Below are 14,469 nucleotides of genomic sequence, written 5' to 3'. Positions count from 1 at the left end.
GCCGTCCAACCATCGCGCAGGGAAGGCCGAGTGATTGGCTACACCTGTATGCTGCTGTGCGGTTTCCTTGCGCACCATTTTCGCGCAGCGGACCGCGGGTGCCAGCCGGCACCCGGCCTTCCCTGCGCCCTCTTGGACAAGAGGGTGGAGCTACCAGGCAAAGCTCGGGCGAAACGCGCCGCGAGGACGCGAAGCTGTGTCCGCGGCTACACACTCCCTGTCATCGCCCGGCTTGACCGGGCGATCCAGTATTCCGAGACAGTGTTATGATTGAACCGAGAAGCCGCGGCGTACTGGATACCCCGCTTTCGCGGGGAATGACAGTGGTGCTGGGAGGACGAAGCTGCCGCCTCATACGCCGTCATTGCGAGCGCAGCTAAGCAATCCAGTCTGCCGCCGCGGAGGGATTCTGGATTGCTTCCGCCTTCGCTAAAGCTTCGGCGGACAAGTCGCTTCGCTCGCAATGACGATGGGGAGAGAGTGGGGGCGGCGCGCCGTTCTAGCCGCCGAGTATCCGCCTGCAAGCGTCGACGAACACCTGGGCGCCGGTGGCGATGTCAGCGTCAGCGGTGTTCTCGGTCCAGTGATGGCTGATGCCGCCGATCGACGGTACGAACAGCATGCCCGCGGGCATGACGGCCGCAAGCATCTGCGCATCGTGGCCGGCGCCGCTGGGCATGCGGATGGATCGTCCGCCGGCCAGGGCCTTGCTCGCGGCTTCGATCGCGTCCTGGATGCCCGCGTTCATCATGGCCGGCGCGCCAGTGCGAATCTTTTCCACGGTGACGGTGCAGGGACCGTTCGCGCTGGCCTCGTCCGCCATGCTCCGCAGCAGTTGCTCCAGGCGGGCGATGACAAAAGGATCGTCGTCGCGGATCTGGAACAGCATTTCGGCTCCCCCCGGAATGATGCTGGGCGCGCCGGGATCGAGCGTGATGCGGCCGGTGGTCCAGACCGTGCGCGGCCCGCAGCTATCGGGGAAACGCTCGTCGATCGCGACGCAGAACTTTGCCAGCGCCAGCCCGGCATCCTTCCGTGCAGCCATGCGGGTCGTGCCGGCGTGATTCTGCTCACCGACGAAATTGATCTGGTATTGCCAGATGCCGACGATGGAGGTGACAACGCCGATCGCAAGGCGGCCGCTCTCGAGCGTGTCGCCCTGCTCGATATGGGCTTCCAGATATCCGACGTGCCGGCCCGGCTCGGCGGTAGTGCGCGGTCGTCCTGCGAGCCCCATGTCGGCGAGTGCGTCCCGCATGGTGCGGCCGCTGGTACGGTCGCGTGCGACATCAATGTCGGCCTCGGTCACTTGCCCGACATAGGAGCGCGAACCGAGGAAGTGTCCAAAATGTCCCTCCTCGTCGCACCAGGCGGCAAGTTCGACCGCACCTTCGAGCGAGGGATCGGCATTGAGCACGCGGGCCGCTTCGAGCGCGTAGACGACACCGAGCGGCCCGTCGAGCCAGCCGGCGTAGTTCTGGCTTTCGAGATGTGATCCCGCCAGCAGCTTGGGTCCCGACTTTGCGCTGGTGCCGAAGACATTGCCGATGCCGTCGATCGCGGCGGTGAGGCCCGCGTCGGGTAGCTTCCGCACCAGCCAATCCAGCGAAAGCTTGTGCGGCTCGGAGAAAGTCGGCTTGTGCACGCCGGTCTTGTAGGCGCCGATGGCACGGAGCGCATTGAGATCGGCGAGAACCCGCTCGCCGTTTGCGCGTGAAAAGGTCTCAGGCATGCTCGGCAACCTTCAACGCCTCGGTGCGGATCTCCTCGACCAGCCGTTCCTTCAACTGGACGAATTCGGGCGTGGTCTTGATCTTGTAGGAGCGCGGATGCGGCAGGTCCACGTTGATCTCGGCCTTGATGCGGCCGGGACGCGCGCTCATGACGATGACGCGGCTGCCGAGGAAGATCGCTTCCTCGATGTCGTGGGTCACGAACAGCACGGTCTTCTGGTCGCGCTCCCAGATGCCGAGCAGCATTTCCTGCATCAGGGCGCGTGTCTGGTTGTCGAGCGCGCCGAAGGGCTCGTCGAGCAGCAGGATCTTGGGATCATTGGCGAGCGCGCGCGCGATCGCGGTGCGTTGCTGCATGCCGCCGGAGAGTTGTTTGGGCCAATGGTTCTCAAAGCCGGACAGGCCGACCTGGCGAATGAAGGCGTCGGCGATCTTGTTTCGCTCCGCCTCGGGCACGCCACGCTCGCGCAGGCCGAAGGCGATGTTCTCGCGCACCGTCAGCCAGGGAAACAACGTGTAGGACTGGAACACCATACCGCGGTCGGCGCCCGGGCCGGTCACTTCGCGTCCATCGAGCACCACGCGTCCGCCGGTCGGACGATCGAGGCCGGCGACGATGCGCAGCAGCGTGGACTTGCCGCAGCCGGAAGGGCCAAGGATAGTAACGAAGTCGTTGTTGCCGATCACAAGATCGGTCGGCTCCAGCGCCCTCGTCGGGGCGTTGCCGTGGCGCGCGGGAAAGGTTCGCGAGACCTGTTCGATCTTGAGGATCGTCATGCGAGCCTCCAGGGAAACAGCCACGCGTTGAATGCCTTGAACAGGAAGTCCGAGACCAGGCCGATCAGCCCGATCACGATGATGCCGAAGATGATCTGGCCGGTGTTGAGCAGCGCCTGGCTGTCGGTGATCATGTGGCCGATGCCGGAGGAGGAGCCGATCAGTTCGGCGACGATGACTTAGGTCCACGCCCAGCCCAGCACCAGCCGCAGGATCTCGGCGATCTCCGGCGCGGAAGAGGGCAACAGCACGCGGCGGATGATGCCGCGGTCGCTGGCCCCCAGCGTATAGGCCGCCTCGACCAGGTCGCGCCGCGTGGTGCCGACGGTGACCGCGATCATCAGGATGATCTGGAACACCGAGCCGATGAAGATGACGAGCAGCTTCTGCAGCTCGCCGATGCCGGCCCACAGGATCAGGAGGGGAATGAAAGCGGAGGCCGGCAGATAGCGCGCAAAGGAGACGAACGGTTCAAGGAATGCCTCGACCGGCTTGTAGGCGCCCATCAGCACGCCGAACGGCACGGCGATGATGGCGGCCAGTACGAAGCCGCCGACGACGCGCCAGATCGTCATGCCGATGTCGAACAGGAAGCCCTGTTTGATGATCAGATCGACGCCTTCCTGCACCATGGTCAGCGGGTTGGCGAGGAACACTTTCGACACGTGGCCGCCGAAGGTTGCCCAGGACCAGAGGGCAACGAACACCACGAAGAACGCAAGGCCGTAAGCCACGCGCTGCCTTGACGTCACGGGATCGAGGGGACGCATCAAACTGTGTATCCCGGTGGTGAACAAGTCTACCGGCCCCGCCGCGAGACGGGGCCGGCGGCTCCTGGGAGATTTACTTGATGTAGCTGGCGTCGAAGAGATCCTCGACCTTCGGCGCGGCCTTGATGATGCCGATCTCCAGCAGGAGGTCGGCGGCTTCCTTGTTGAAGGTCAGGAAATCGCCGGCGAAGAATTTCTGGTTCGCTGCCTTGTCCTGCCAGCGCAGATACTTTGCCGAGTTGCCGAACGCCTCGCCGCTCTGCTTCACGTCGGCGCCCATGATCTCGTAGGCTTTGGCCTGGTCCTTGGCGATCATGTCGAGCGCCTCGAAATAGCTGTCGGCGAGCGCCTTGGCGGCCTTCGGGTTCTCGGTGAGGAATTTCGGCGTGCAGCCGAACGTGTCCATGACCATCGGATAGTCGAGCGTGGTGGCGATGATCTTGCCCTTGTCGGGGGCGGCACGAACCGTCGACAGATACGGCTCGTAGGTCATCGCGGCATCGTTCTGGCCGGAGACGAAGGCCTGCGCGGCCGCGGCCGGCTCGAGGTTCACGACGGTGACGTCCTTCACCGACAGGCCGTTCTTCTTGAGCATCCAGGCCAGCGCGAAATAGGGCGAGGTGCCGGGCGCGGAAGCCGCAACCGTCTTGCCCTTCAGATCCTTGATCGCGGCGAGCTCGTTCCGCACGGCCATGCCGTCGGCGCCGTAGCTCTTGTCGAGCTGGAAGATCTGCTTGGTCGCGACGCCGTTGGCGTTCCAGGAGATCCAGGTCTCCACGGTCGTTGCCGCGCACTGGACGTCGCCGGACGCGATCGCGAGATGGCGATCCTTCTGCGGAATCTTCTTGATGGTGACGTCGAGGCCGTTCTTCTTGAAGATGCCGGCCTCCTTCGCCAGCGTCAGCGGCGCGAAGCCGGTCCATCCGGAGATGCCGACGCCGACCTTGACGTCGTCGGCGAGCACGGGGGTGGAGACCGTAAGCGCAATGACTGCCGCAAATACTTTCGAACTACGCATGATTGTCGTCCTCTTGCCGATCGATGGATTGACGTCCTGTTGATCATTGTCAGTCCCAATGGACCGTTGCCCGAAACGTTGCACGATTTGTGCCGACATCGTCCTCTCAGCCTCCCTTGAATCGGGCGACAAGGCGGTGAGAGTCACCGGGATAGAGCAGCCGCACGGCGGTGATCGTGCGCGTGCTGCGCCAGGTATAGCGGTCGATCACGAGGCAGGGTGCGCCGACGGCGATGTCGAGCGCTTCGGCCGTGCGATCGTCCGCAACGATAGCGCTGATCGTATGCTCTGCCTCTGTCCATGGAACATGGTGAAGCAGCCATGAGCCGGGTGGCTCACGCGAAAAATCCGCGGTCGCCGCATCCGGCACCGACGCGAGATCGATCAGTCTGTCCTCGACGGCGAAAGGCACGTTGTCGGCGCTGTGGCGGCAGGTGATCGCGACCACCTTGCCCGCCTTCTTGACGCCGAGGCGGTCGCGGTCGGCAGCGGTTGCGGCGCGGAGCTTGCGACCGATCAGCTCGTAGCCGTAAGCGCGCCCAAGCCCGGTGATCTCTGCGCGCATGTCGGCGATCTTGAGCACGGCCGACTGGTGTTGCGGCCGGCGGACGAAGGAGCCGGCACGTCGCCGCCGCTCGATCAGGTCGGCTTGGGCGAGCTCCGACAGCGCCTTGTTCACGGTCATGCGCGAGCAGCCGTAGCGCGCGACCAGTTCGTGCTCGAACGGGATGCGATGGCCCGGCGGCCATTCCCCGGTCAGGATGCGCTTCTCGATGTCGGCGCGGATCCGTTTGTAGAGCGTCGGCTTGTCGGCGGCATCTGTGGCGAGGCTCATGCGACGAGCCTCCGGACCGACGCGTTGAAGCGTTCGCGTGCGGTCTGGCGCAGCCGGTGCCGTCCGCCCTCGACGACCTTGTCGCCGCCGGCCCAGACGCAATCGACCGCACCGCTGCCTGCGGCAAAGATCCAGCCGTCGATGACGGCGTCGCGCGCGCGCCCCGCCAGCGAGGGATGCGTGGTGTCGAGCGTGACGATGTCGGCGCGCGCACCTGGCGTGAGACCGACTGACATCTGTGCTAGTGCCCGCGCGCCGCCTGAAAGCGCATGATCGAACAGGGCGCGTCCCGTCGAGCGGCCTGCGCCGGCGGAGAGCACGTTGCGCTCGCGGTGCTTGAGCCGTTGGCCATATTCGAGCTGGCGCAGCTCGTCGGCGACGCCGACCAGCACATTGGAATCCGTGCCAATGCCAAAGGCACCGCCGGCACCGACGAATTCGCGAGCCGAGAAAATGCCGTCGCCAAGGCTTGCCTCGGTGATAGGGCAGAGTCCCGCGACCGCGCCAGTCTTGGCGAATGCAGTGACTTCTTCATCCGTCGTGTGGGTCGCGTGGATGAGGCACCAGCGTCGGTCGACTGGCGCGTGCTCAAGCAGCCATTGCACTGGACGCTGTCCAGACCAGGCCAGGCAATCCTCGACCTCCTTCACCTGCTCGGCGGCATGAATGTGCACCGGGCCGCCGTCCGCGAGCGGAATGATCGCTGCAAGCTCGGCCGGCGTCACAGCGCGCAAACTGTGCGGCGCGATACCGATATTTGCGCCCGGCAATTGTTCAATCGCCTTGCGCGAGGCGCTCACCAGCGCGGCGAACTGATCAACCGTACAGATGAAGCGGCGCTGGTCGGCATGCGGTGCTGCGCCACCAAATGAGCCGTGCGCATAAAAACTCGGCAGCAATGTCAGTGCAATACCCGAGGCTTCGGCGGCCTGCGCGATGCGTGCGGCCATTTCGCCGATGTCGGCGTAGGGCGAGCCATCGCGGTCATGATGCAGATAATGGAATTCGCCGACGCGGGTAAAACCCTGCTCCAGCATCTCGACATAAAGCAGTGTCGCGACCGCTGCGACGTCGTCAGGCGTCATCGCCAGCGCGAAGCGGTACATCGCCTCGCGCCAGGTCCAGAAGGTGTCGGTGCTGTCGCCGCGCAGTTCTGCGAGACCCGCCATGCCGCGCTGGAAGGCGTGGCTGTGCAGGCTCGCAAGTCCCGGAAGCGCGATGTCGTGGTGTTCGTCCCCGGAGGCCGGGGCCACGCCCGGCGTCACCTCGGCGATCGCGCCGGCGGTGATCACCACCTGCACGTCATTGGCCCAGCCCGAGGGCAGGAGCGCGGAGGCGAAATGCAGTCGTGTCATGTTTCCATGCCGGCTGGACAGAACCGCGACACGATTATATGTCTAGACATATAAGTCAAGCATCCCAGGGCGCAGGGGCATCCGCGAAGGGACAGTTGCATGGCAGAGCGCTTCGACCGGATCTGGCATAACGCCCGGCTCGCCACGATGCGGGCCGACCGCCCCGATCTTGGTGAGATCGAGCATGGCGTGATCGCCGCGCGCGCCGGCCGTATCGTCTATGCAGGTGCGCAGACTGATTTTCCGGCGGATGCCGATGCAGCCGAACGGATCGATTGCGGAGGGCGCTGGATCACGCCCGGTCTCGTCGATTGTCACACCCATCTGGTCTATGGCGGCAACCGCGCCCATGAATTCGAGCTGCGCCTGAAGGGCGCGAGCTACGAGGAGATCGCGCGCGCCGGCGGCGGTATCGTCTCGACAGTGGCCGCGACGCGCAAGGCAAGCGAGGCCGAGCTCGTAGCACACGCGCTGCCGCGGCTCGATGCGCTGATTGCCGAGGGTGCCACCACGGTCGAGATCAAGTCCGGCTACGGCTTGGATACCGAGACCGAGATGCGCCAGCTGGCCGCCGCGCGAAGCCTCGGCTGTCAGCGGTCGGTCGCGATCCGCACATCCTTCCTCGGCGCGCATGCGCTGCCGATCGAGGCGGAGGGCGACAAGGATCGTTACATCGATCTCGTCTGCAGGGAGATGTTGCCTGCGATTGCAAAGGCCGGCCTGGCCGATGCCGTCGATGCCTTCATGGAGGGGATTGCATTTTCCGGCGAGCAGACGGCGCAGGTGTTCGAGACAGCGGGGCGGCTTGGACTGCCGGTTAAGCTGCATGCCGACCAGCTCTCGAACCTCGGCGGCGCTGCGCTTGCCGCGAAATTCTCGGCGCTATCGGCTGATCACCTCGAGCACACCGACGAAGCCGGTGCAGCGGCGATGGCAAAAGCTAAAACGGTGGCCGTGCTGCTGCCCGGCGCCTTCTACTTCATCCGCGAGACGCAAAAACCGCCGGTCGAGGCGTTCCGCAAGCACGGCGTTGCCATGGCGCTTGCGACCGACTGCAATCCGGGCAGCTCGCCGCTGACTTCGCTCCTGCTTGCCATGAACATGGGCGCGACGCTGTTCCGGATGAATGTGGCCGAATGCCTTGCCGGCGTCACCCGGGAAGGCGCGCGAGCGCTCGGCGTGCTCCATGATACCGGCACGTTAGAGGCAGGCAAATGGTGTGATCTTGCGATCTGGGACATCGAGTGCCCCGCCGAGCTGGTCTACCGTATCGGCTTCAATCCGCTGCACCGCCGGGTGTGGAGGGGACAATGACGGAGAAGCGCGCGCCGATCGTCGTCAAGCCGGGAACCGTCGGCCTCGATGACCTCGCGCGCGTGCTCGAAGGCGCGTCTGTTGTTCTAGATCCCTCGTTCTGGCCGCGCGTCGACGCGGCCGCGGAGATCGTTGCAAGGGCCGCGCGCGCCGACGCTCCCGTGTACGGGATCAACACCGGCTTCGGCAAACTTGCCTCGAAGCGCATTCCGCCGGACCAGACCGCGCTGCTCCAGCGCAACCTCATCGTCTCGCATTGCTGCGGCGTCGGTGCGGCGACGCCCGAGCCCATCGTCCGCCTGATGATGGCACTGAAGATCATCTCGCTCGGGCGCGGCGCCTCCGGCGTGCGCCGCGAGGTGATCGAGCAGCTGCAGGCCATGCTGGCGCGGCGCGTCTCACCGCTGGTGCCGCAGCAGGGTTCGGTCGGCGCTTCCGGTGACCTCGCGCCGCTCGCGCATATGACCGCCGTGATGATCGGCGAAGGGCAGGCGATCGTCGATGGCAAGATCGTATCGGGCCGCGAGGCGCTCGCCGCGGCCGGCCTGCCGCCACTGACGCTCGGTCCCAAGGAAGGGCTCGCGCTGATCAACGGCACGCAATTCTCCACTGCCTACGCCGTCTCCGGCGTGCTGCGCGCATTTCGCCTGGCCCGCGCCGCGCTCGTCACCGGCGCGCTGTCGGTCGATGCGGCGATGGCCTCGACGGCGCCGTTCCGCCCCGAAATCCAGGCGCTGCGCGGCCATTCGGGACAGATCGCGGCCGCGGCAGCCTTGATGGCGCTGCTCGAGGGCAGCGACATCCGCCTGTCGCATCTCGAAGGCGACGAGCGCGTGCAGGATCCCTATTGCCTGCGCTGCCAGCCGCAGGTCGCAGGCGCGGCGCTCGACCTGATCGTGCAGGCGGCGCGGACGCTGATCGTCGAGGCCAATGCCGTCACCGACAATCCGCTCGTGCTGGTCGAGACCGGCGAGATCGTCTCCGGCGGAAACTTCCATGCCGAACCGGTGGCCTTTGCCGCGGATACCATCGCGCTTGCGCTGTCGGAAATCGGTGCGATCAGCGAGCGGCGCATCGCGACGCTGGTCGATCCCGCGCTCAATTTCGGCCTGCCGCCGTTCCTCACTCCCGATCCCGGTATCAATTCCGGCTTCATGATCGCCGAGGTGACGGCGGCCGCGCTCTATGCCGAGAACAAGCAGCGCGCGGCCGCCTGCTCGATCGACTCGACGCCGACCAGTGCCAACCAGGAAGACCACGTCTCGATGGCCGCGCATGCCGCACGGCGGCTGTCCGATATGGCCGACAATCTCGCTGCCATCCTCGGCATCGAGTTCCTGGTCGCCGCCCAGGGCATCACGCTACGCGCGCCGCATGCGACGAGTGCGCCGCTCGTTGCCGTCATTGCGGCACTGCGCGAGCAGGTAGCGCCGCTCAGCGCAGACCGCTACATGGCCGGCGATCTCGCCAAGGCTGCAGCGATGATCGAGGCCGACGCGCTGCCGGCTGCGGCGCTCGCCGTACTTTCAACCGACCCGTTTCCGACGCTTGCCTGACGAGGTGTTCCGCATGAACCGCCGACTGGACAATGACCGCACCATCCGCGCGCCCCGCGGCAGCGAAATCAGCGCCAAGAGCTGGCTGACGGAAGCGCCCTTGCGCATGCTCATGAACAATCTCGATCCCGACGTTGCAGAACGTCCGAGCGAGCTCGTGGTCTATGGCGGCATCGGCCGCGCCGCGCGCGACTGGGAGAGCTTTGACCGGATCATTGCGACGTTGCGCAAGCTCGAAGCCGACGAGACGCTGCTGGTCCAGTCCGGCAAGCCGGTCGGCGTGTTCCGCACCCATGCTGACGCGCCGCGCGTCCTGATCGCCAACTCCAACATCGTGCCGCACTGGGCGACGCTCGATCATTTCAACGAGCTCGATCGCAAGGGCCTGATGATGTACGGCCAGATGACGGCGGGTTCCTGGATCTATATCGGCAGCCAGGGCATCGTGCAGGGCACCTATGAGACTTTTGTTGAGGTCGGGCGTCGCCATTACGGCGGCAGCCTCGCCGGCAAATGGATTCTGACGGCCGGTCTCGGCGGCATGGGCGGCGCGCAGCCGCTGGCTGCGACCATGGCGGGAGCCTCGATGCTGGCAGTCGAATGCCAGCCGAGCCGCATCGAGATGCGTCTGCGCACCGGTTATCTCGATCGCCAGGCCGCCACGCTCGACGAGGCACTTGCGATCACGGCGGAGGCGGCCAAGACGAAGAAGGCGGTCTCGGTCGGTCTGCTCGGCAATGCCGCGGAGATTTTTCCCGAGCTGGTCCGCCGCGGCGTCAGGCCCGATATCGTCACCGACCAGACCAGCGCGCACGATCCGATCAACGGCTATTTGCCGAAGGGCTGGACGCTCGCGGAGTGGGAAGCCACGCGCGCCGCCGACCCCAAGGCCGTGGAGCGCGCCTCGAAAACCTCGATCGTCGAGCACGTCCAGGCCATGCTGGATTTCCATGCGCAAGGCATCCCGACCCTCGACTACGGCAACAACATCCGCCAGATGGCCCAGGACATGGGCCTGAAGAATGCCTTCGATTTTCCGGGCTTTGTCCCCGCCTATATCCGTCCGTTGTTCTGCCGCGGCGTCGGGCCGTTCCGCTGGGCGGCGCTGTCGGGAGATCCCGAGGACATCTTCAAGACCGACGCCAAGGTCAAGGAGCTGATGCCTGACGACAAGCACCTGCACAATTGGCTCGACATGGCCAGGGAGCGCATCAAGTTTCAGGGCCTGCCGGCACGGATCTGCTGGGTCGGGCTCGGCGATCGCGATCGCCTGGGCCTTGCCTTCAACGAGATGGTGGCGCGCGGCGAATTGAAGGCACCCATCGTGATCGGCCGCGACCATCTCGACAGCGGCTCGGTGGCGAGCCCCAACCGCGAAACCGAAGCGATGAAGGACGGGTCGGATGCTGTGTCCGACTGGCCCTTGCTCAACGCTCTGCTCAATTGTGCCAGCGGCGCGACCTGGGTGTCGCTGCATCATGGCGGTGGCGTCGGTATCGGCTATTCCCAGCATGCCGGCATGGTGATCGTCGCCGACGGCACGCCGGAAGCGGCGAAGCGGATCGCGCGCGTGCTCTGGAACGACCCTGGCAGCGGAGTCATGCGCCACGCCGACGCGGGCTACGACACCGCGATCGAATGCGCCCGCGACAAAGGGCTCGATCTGCCGAGCTTGCGCTAGTCCAGGCGCGACTCAGGCCACGACCCTGGCTCCGGCGCCGCCGAGGCGCTGGCGTTCCTTTGCGAGATACTCGTCGATCGCGTCGCCGTGCATGGGCTTTGCGAAGTAGTAGCCCTGGATGAAGTCGCATCCCAGCCGGCGCAGGGTGTCGAGCTGAGCGCGGGTCTCTACGCCCTCGGCGACGCAGGCGATCTCCATGTCGTCACAGAGGCCCGTGAGAGACTTGATGATCTTGTGGCTCACTGGGTTGTCGTTGACGTCGGCGATGAAGCTGCGGTCGATCTTGATCTTGTCGAGCGGCAGCCAGTGCACGTGGCTCAGCGAGGAATAGCCGGTGCCGAAATCGTCCAGCGAAATGCCGCAGCCCATCGCCTTCAATGCCGCGATCGACTGTTGTGCGCGTACGAAATCGAAGGTGACGGCGGTCTCGGTGATCTCGAAATCGATCCGGCGCGGCGACAGCCCGCTCTTCTCGACGATAGTGATCAGCGGCAGGATGCCCTCGGGCGAGCAGATGTCGTGCGCGGACAGGTTGAACGACAGGCGGATGTGGTCGGGCCAGGTCCTGGCCGTCGCGAGCGCGCGCACCAGCAGCGCCTGCGTCAGCGGCCGGATCAGGCCGATGCGCTCGGCGGCGGGAATGAAGTCGGCCGGCGAAACCAGGCCGAGGCGGGAGCTGCGCCAGCGCGCCAGAACCTCGAAGCCGGCGGTGTGCTCGCTCATGGCGTCCACGATCGGCTGGAACACCAAGTCCATCTCGGTGCTGAAATCGGCGGTGCGCAGCAAATTCTCGATGACGCCGCGGCTGCGGATCTCGGCCTCGAGCTCGCCCGAGAAGATCACGGTGCGGCCGCGCAGATGGCGCTTGGCGTGATAAAGTGAATAGTCGGCGCATTCATAGAGCGCTTCCGCCGTCGTTGCCGATTGCGGGAATAGCGCGAAGCCGATCGAGCAGGACAGCCCGGTATGGGCGGTGTCGAGCTGGTAGGGCAGCTTGACCTGGTCACCAACGCGTTCGCCGAGCCGCATCAGATCCGCATCGTCAGGGTCGCCGCACACGACGAGGCCGAACTCGTCGCCGCCGAGCCTGGCGAATTCCACCCGCTGCGGGCCGAAGCCCTCGCAGACTTCGCGGATGCGCCGGCCCGCCTCGATCAGAACGCGGTCGCCGACCGAATGGCCGTAATTGTCGTTGATCGGCTTGAAGCCATCGAGGTCGATGATCCCGACCGCGACGCGAACGTTCCTGCGCTCGGCATCGGTGAACGCGCTCGACAGCTCGGCGAAGAAGCGGCGGCGGTTCGGCAGTTCGGTCAGGGAATCGAGGTTGGCGAGGCGGAAGTTCTCGTCCGAGAGGGCTTGGGTCGCCGCCTGCTGCGCCAGCAGCGATTTGCGGCTCGCGACGAGATCGGCGAAGTCGCGATAGTAGATGAACAGCACCGTCACCATCGCCCCCGACACGAGCAGATTGTTGACGGCGATCGCCTTCAGCGTCGGCTCGCCGGTGGCCCAGAAGAACAGCACATAGGGCACGTCGACGACCAGCGTCACGATCAGTGCCGCCGAGCGCAGATGCATCAGCGAGAAGATGCAGCCGATCACGGTCACCGCCATGTAAAAGGCAACCTGGCTCTTGGCGAAGGGGTCGCCGTAAGGGTAGAGCGCGAAGGACCAGACTGTGAAGCCCGCGCCGATCGGCAATGTCATCCAGTTGGTGGCGCGCAGATTGCGTAGGATGTCGGCATCGGTGCGCACGAGGTGCCGTTGGCGCAGCCACCAGAAGGTGCGAAGCGCCGCGAGCGCGGTCAGCACGGATGGCACGATGAGCGTCAACCAGTCCGGCGCCACGCTCACATAGGTATAGGCGACAGCGATCGTGTTGCTCATGAGGATGAAATAGAGCAACGGGATCTGCTTGGAGAAGGCGTCGAATTGCGCGCGCGTGAGGTCGTGGTCAGCGGGCACGCGAAACAGCTGCAACGCGGCGGCGAGATGAGACTTCAAATTGGTGACAGGCATTGCAATACGAGCCCCGGATCCCCTTCAAAACGCTGGGGATGTTGCACGGCGAGGGTAAAGGTCGCGTTAGGCGGGTCTCGCAGGAAAGCCGGCGAAGGTTGTACGCTACCGGGAGTTTTCCGGCCGCCTGCATTGGTGAGGCCGGGTTAACGATATGTGGCGGCGAAAACGAGCGTATCGATTGCAAAAGACCGCAAAAACGTTGGTGACGCTCTGCTAACCATCGGTGTCGGCGCAGCATTCTGTCGCATCGCCAATGGTGGGAGGCGATCTGCTCGCACACCTCTCTTTGTCGAGGAAAGGTGTGCGGATGCCCGGATGACCGCTATTTCTTCTCGAGCGCGGCGGTCTGCTTGGCGAGCTGCTTGTCGAAATCCTCCGACAGGGTTGTGGCGTAGGCTGCGAGCTCACCCGGCTTGACGAACGGGTTCGGTGCGCCGTCCTTCATTTCGGCGCGCTTGGCCTGCATGCCATAGACCTCCGGATGCGGCCCGAGCAGCACGTCGATCTTCATCGCCTTCACCTTGGCGTAGGTCGCACGGTAGTCGTCGACGATTCCGGCATGGGTCGGCTGGCCGACCAGCCGGTTCAATGCCACCGTGCCGCTACAGAAGAACAGCACCTTGCGGTCCTGATTGCCGTCCTTGACGGTCATTTCCCAGCTCGTGCAGCCCGGCGAGTGGCCAGGAGTCGCATGCGCCGTCAACGTGGTGTCGCCGAGCGTGACCTTGTCGCCTTCCTTCACGGCGCGATCGACCTTCACTGTGGGGAAGGCGAGATCCTCGTTCTTCTCGTCGCCAGGATAATAGCCGCCCTCCAGCAGCGGCTTGTCGCGTTCACCGGCCACGAGCTGTGCACCGGTCTCCTTCTTGATCTCGGCGAAGCCGCCGGTGTGGTCGAAATGCGCGTGCGTATTGAGGATGATCTTGATGTCGGAGACCTTGAGACCGAGCTTGGCAATGTTGTCCTTGATCATGCCGGTGGATTCCGGAAGCGCCGTATCCATCAGGATCAGGCCCTGTGAGGTCTTGATGATGTAGACGGCGATGCCGTCGGTGCCGACATAGTAGATGTTGCCGATGAGCTGGAACGGCTCGAACGGCGTGGTCCATTTCTTGGTGACCGCCGCAATGAAATCCTTGACGGTCTGCGCCTGCGCGCCGGTTGCGAGGAACGCCAATGCACAGAGCGCGGCCGTGAGCTTTCATAGTTTGTCTCCCAGATTGTTCTTGCAGATTGTTCTTGTCGTCTTGATCGGGCGCGGCCTTCGCGCGGCCGGCCGGCAAGCTACGTCGTGCGAGGTGCGGCAGCAACGGCCACATGTCTGAAAAATGTCGTGGCATGCGCGGAATACCCGTGCCTGCCCGTTTTGAGCATGGCGGCCATATCTGCAACGCGGCCGGCTGGAGTT

At 65.0% G+C, this 14,469-nt stretch carries 9 protein-coding genes and 2 pseudogenes; 3 read left to right on the top strand and 8 right to left on the bottom strand.

All coding sequences use genetic code 11. From position 1 onward, the window contains the following. Positions 1-499 precede the first annotated feature (499 nt). The 6 genes and pseudogenes from AC0L3A_RS15840 to AC0L3A_RS15815 form a co-directional block, all read right to left on the bottom strand. On the bottom strand, positions 500-1,732 hold the full coding sequence (locus AC0L3A_RS15840) for a Zn-dependent hydrolase (protein WP_354129299.1): 1,233 nt from the start codon (positions 1,730-1,732) through the stop codon (positions 500-502). Beyond that, the gene (locus AC0L3A_RS15835) at positions 1,725-2,510 is read right to left on the bottom strand and encodes an ABC transporter ATP-binding protein (protein ID WP_007601311.1); all 786 of its coding nucleotides are present in this window, start codon (positions 2,508-2,510) and stop codon (positions 1,725-1,727) included. Before AC0L3A_RS15835 ends, AC0L3A_RS15840 begins: the two co-directional genes overlap by 8 nt. Then, positions 2,507-3,280, bottom strand: a pseudogene (locus AC0L3A_RS15830) (ABC transporter permease). The gene AC0L3A_RS15835 and the pseudogene AC0L3A_RS15830 overlap by 4 nt, the downstream one beginning before the upstream one ends. A gap of 73 nt (positions 3,281-3,353) precedes the next feature. Beyond that, positions 3,354-4,298: an ABC transporter substrate-binding protein gene (locus tag AC0L3A_RS15825; RefSeq protein WP_007601314.1), complete on the bottom strand. Its 945-nt coding sequence runs from the start codon at positions 4,296-4,298 to the stop codon at positions 3,354-3,356. 106 nt (positions 4,299-4,404) lie between these two features. Continuing rightward, on the bottom strand, positions 4,405-5,133 hold the full coding sequence (gene hutC, locus AC0L3A_RS15820) for a histidine utilization repressor (RefSeq protein WP_007601316.1): 729 nt from the start codon (positions 5,131-5,133) through the stop codon (positions 4,405-4,407). Continuing rightward, positions 5,130-6,488 (bottom strand): formimidoylglutamate deiminase, encoded by a 1,359-nt coding sequence (locus AC0L3A_RS15815; protein ID WP_007601318.1) that lies wholly within the window; start codon positions 6,486-6,488, stop codon positions 5,130-5,132. Before AC0L3A_RS15815 ends, hutC begins: the two co-directional genes overlap by 4 nt. A 99-nt stretch (positions 6,489-6,587) precedes the next feature. Here AC0L3A_RS15815 and hutI point away from each other — a divergent pair, with 99 nt between their 5' ends. The 3 genes from hutI to hutU are packed head-to-tail and all read left to right on the top strand — an operon-like array spanning position 6,588 to position 11,039. Continuing rightward, positions 6,588-7,802, top strand: coding sequence for an imidazolonepropionase (gene hutI / locus AC0L3A_RS15810; RefSeq protein WP_007601320.1), 1,215 nt, complete (start codon positions 6,588-6,590; stop codon positions 7,800-7,802). After that, complete coding sequence (gene hutH / locus AC0L3A_RS15805; RefSeq protein ID WP_473254726.1) at positions 7,799-9,358, top strand: histidine ammonia-lyase; 1,560 nt, start codon at positions 7,799-7,801, stop codon at positions 9,356-9,358. Before hutI ends, hutH begins: the two co-directional genes overlap by 4 nt. A 13-nt stretch (positions 9,359-9,371) precedes the next feature. Further along, on the top strand, positions 9,372-11,039 hold the full coding sequence (hutU, locus tag AC0L3A_RS15800; RefSeq protein ID WP_473254725.1) for a urocanate hydratase: 1,668 nt from the start codon (positions 9,372-9,374) through the stop codon (positions 11,037-11,039). A gap of 12 nt (positions 11,040-11,051) precedes the next feature. Here hutU and AC0L3A_RS15795 read toward each other — a convergent pair whose 3' ends face one another. Together AC0L3A_RS15795 and blaBJP are read right to left on the bottom strand one after the other, a co-directional pair. After that, positions 11,052-13,058: a putative bifunctional diguanylate cyclase/phosphodiesterase gene (locus AC0L3A_RS15795; protein WP_473254724.1), complete on the bottom strand. Its 2,007-nt coding sequence runs from the start codon at positions 13,056-13,058 to the stop codon at positions 11,052-11,054. A 325-nt stretch (positions 13,059-13,383) separates the two neighbouring features. Then, a pseudogene (gene blaBJP, locus AC0L3A_RS15790) lies at positions 13,384-14,262 on the bottom strand (BJP family subclass B3 metallo-beta-lactamase); the annotation flags it as partial. Between the last annotated feature and the right edge of the window lie 207 nt (positions 14,263-14,469).

Source organism: Bradyrhizobium sp. MI1.3, from assembly GCF_055811695.1.
The sequence above is the reverse complement of the archived record's forward strand: the minus strand, read 5'-3'. Positions and strand labels throughout refer to the sequence as shown.

What these genes read in the sequence shown, in the direction of transcription:
- AC0L3A_RS15840 (WP_354129299.1), bottom strand. Translation starts at nt 1,732, where the DNA reads ATGCCTGAGACCTTTTCACGCGCAAACGGCGAGCGGGTTCTCGCCGAT.
- AC0L3A_RS15835 (WP_007601311.1), bottom strand. Translation starts at nt 2,510, where the DNA reads ATGACGATCCTCAAGATCGAACAGGTCTCGCGAACCTTTCCCGCGCGC.
- AC0L3A_RS15825 (WP_007601314.1), bottom strand. Translation starts at nt 4,298, where the DNA reads ATGCGTAGTTCGAAAGTATTTGCGGCAGTCATTGCGCTTACGGTCTCC.
- hutC (WP_007601316.1), bottom strand. Translation starts at nt 5,133, where the DNA reads ATGAGCCTCGCCACAGATGCCGCCGACAAGCCGACGCTCTACAAACGG.
- AC0L3A_RS15815 (WP_007601318.1), bottom strand. Translation starts at nt 6,488, where the DNA reads ATGACACGACTGCATTTCGCCTCCGCGCTCCTGCCCTCGGGCTGGGCC.
- hutI (WP_007601320.1), top strand. Translation starts at nt 6,588, where the DNA reads ATGGCAGAGCGCTTCGACCGGATCTGGCATAACGCCCGGCTCGCCACG.
- hutH (WP_473254726.1), top strand. Translation starts at nt 7,799, where the DNA reads ATGACGGAGAAGCGCGCGCCGATCGTCGTCAAGCCGGGAACCGTCGGC.
- hutU (WP_473254725.1), top strand. Translation starts at nt 9,372, where the DNA reads ATGAACCGCCGACTGGACAATGACCGCACCATCCGCGCGCCCCGCGGC.
- AC0L3A_RS15795 (WP_473254724.1), bottom strand. Translation starts at nt 13,058, where the DNA reads ATGCCTGTCACCAATTTGAAGTCTCATCTCGCCGCCGCGTTGCAGCTG.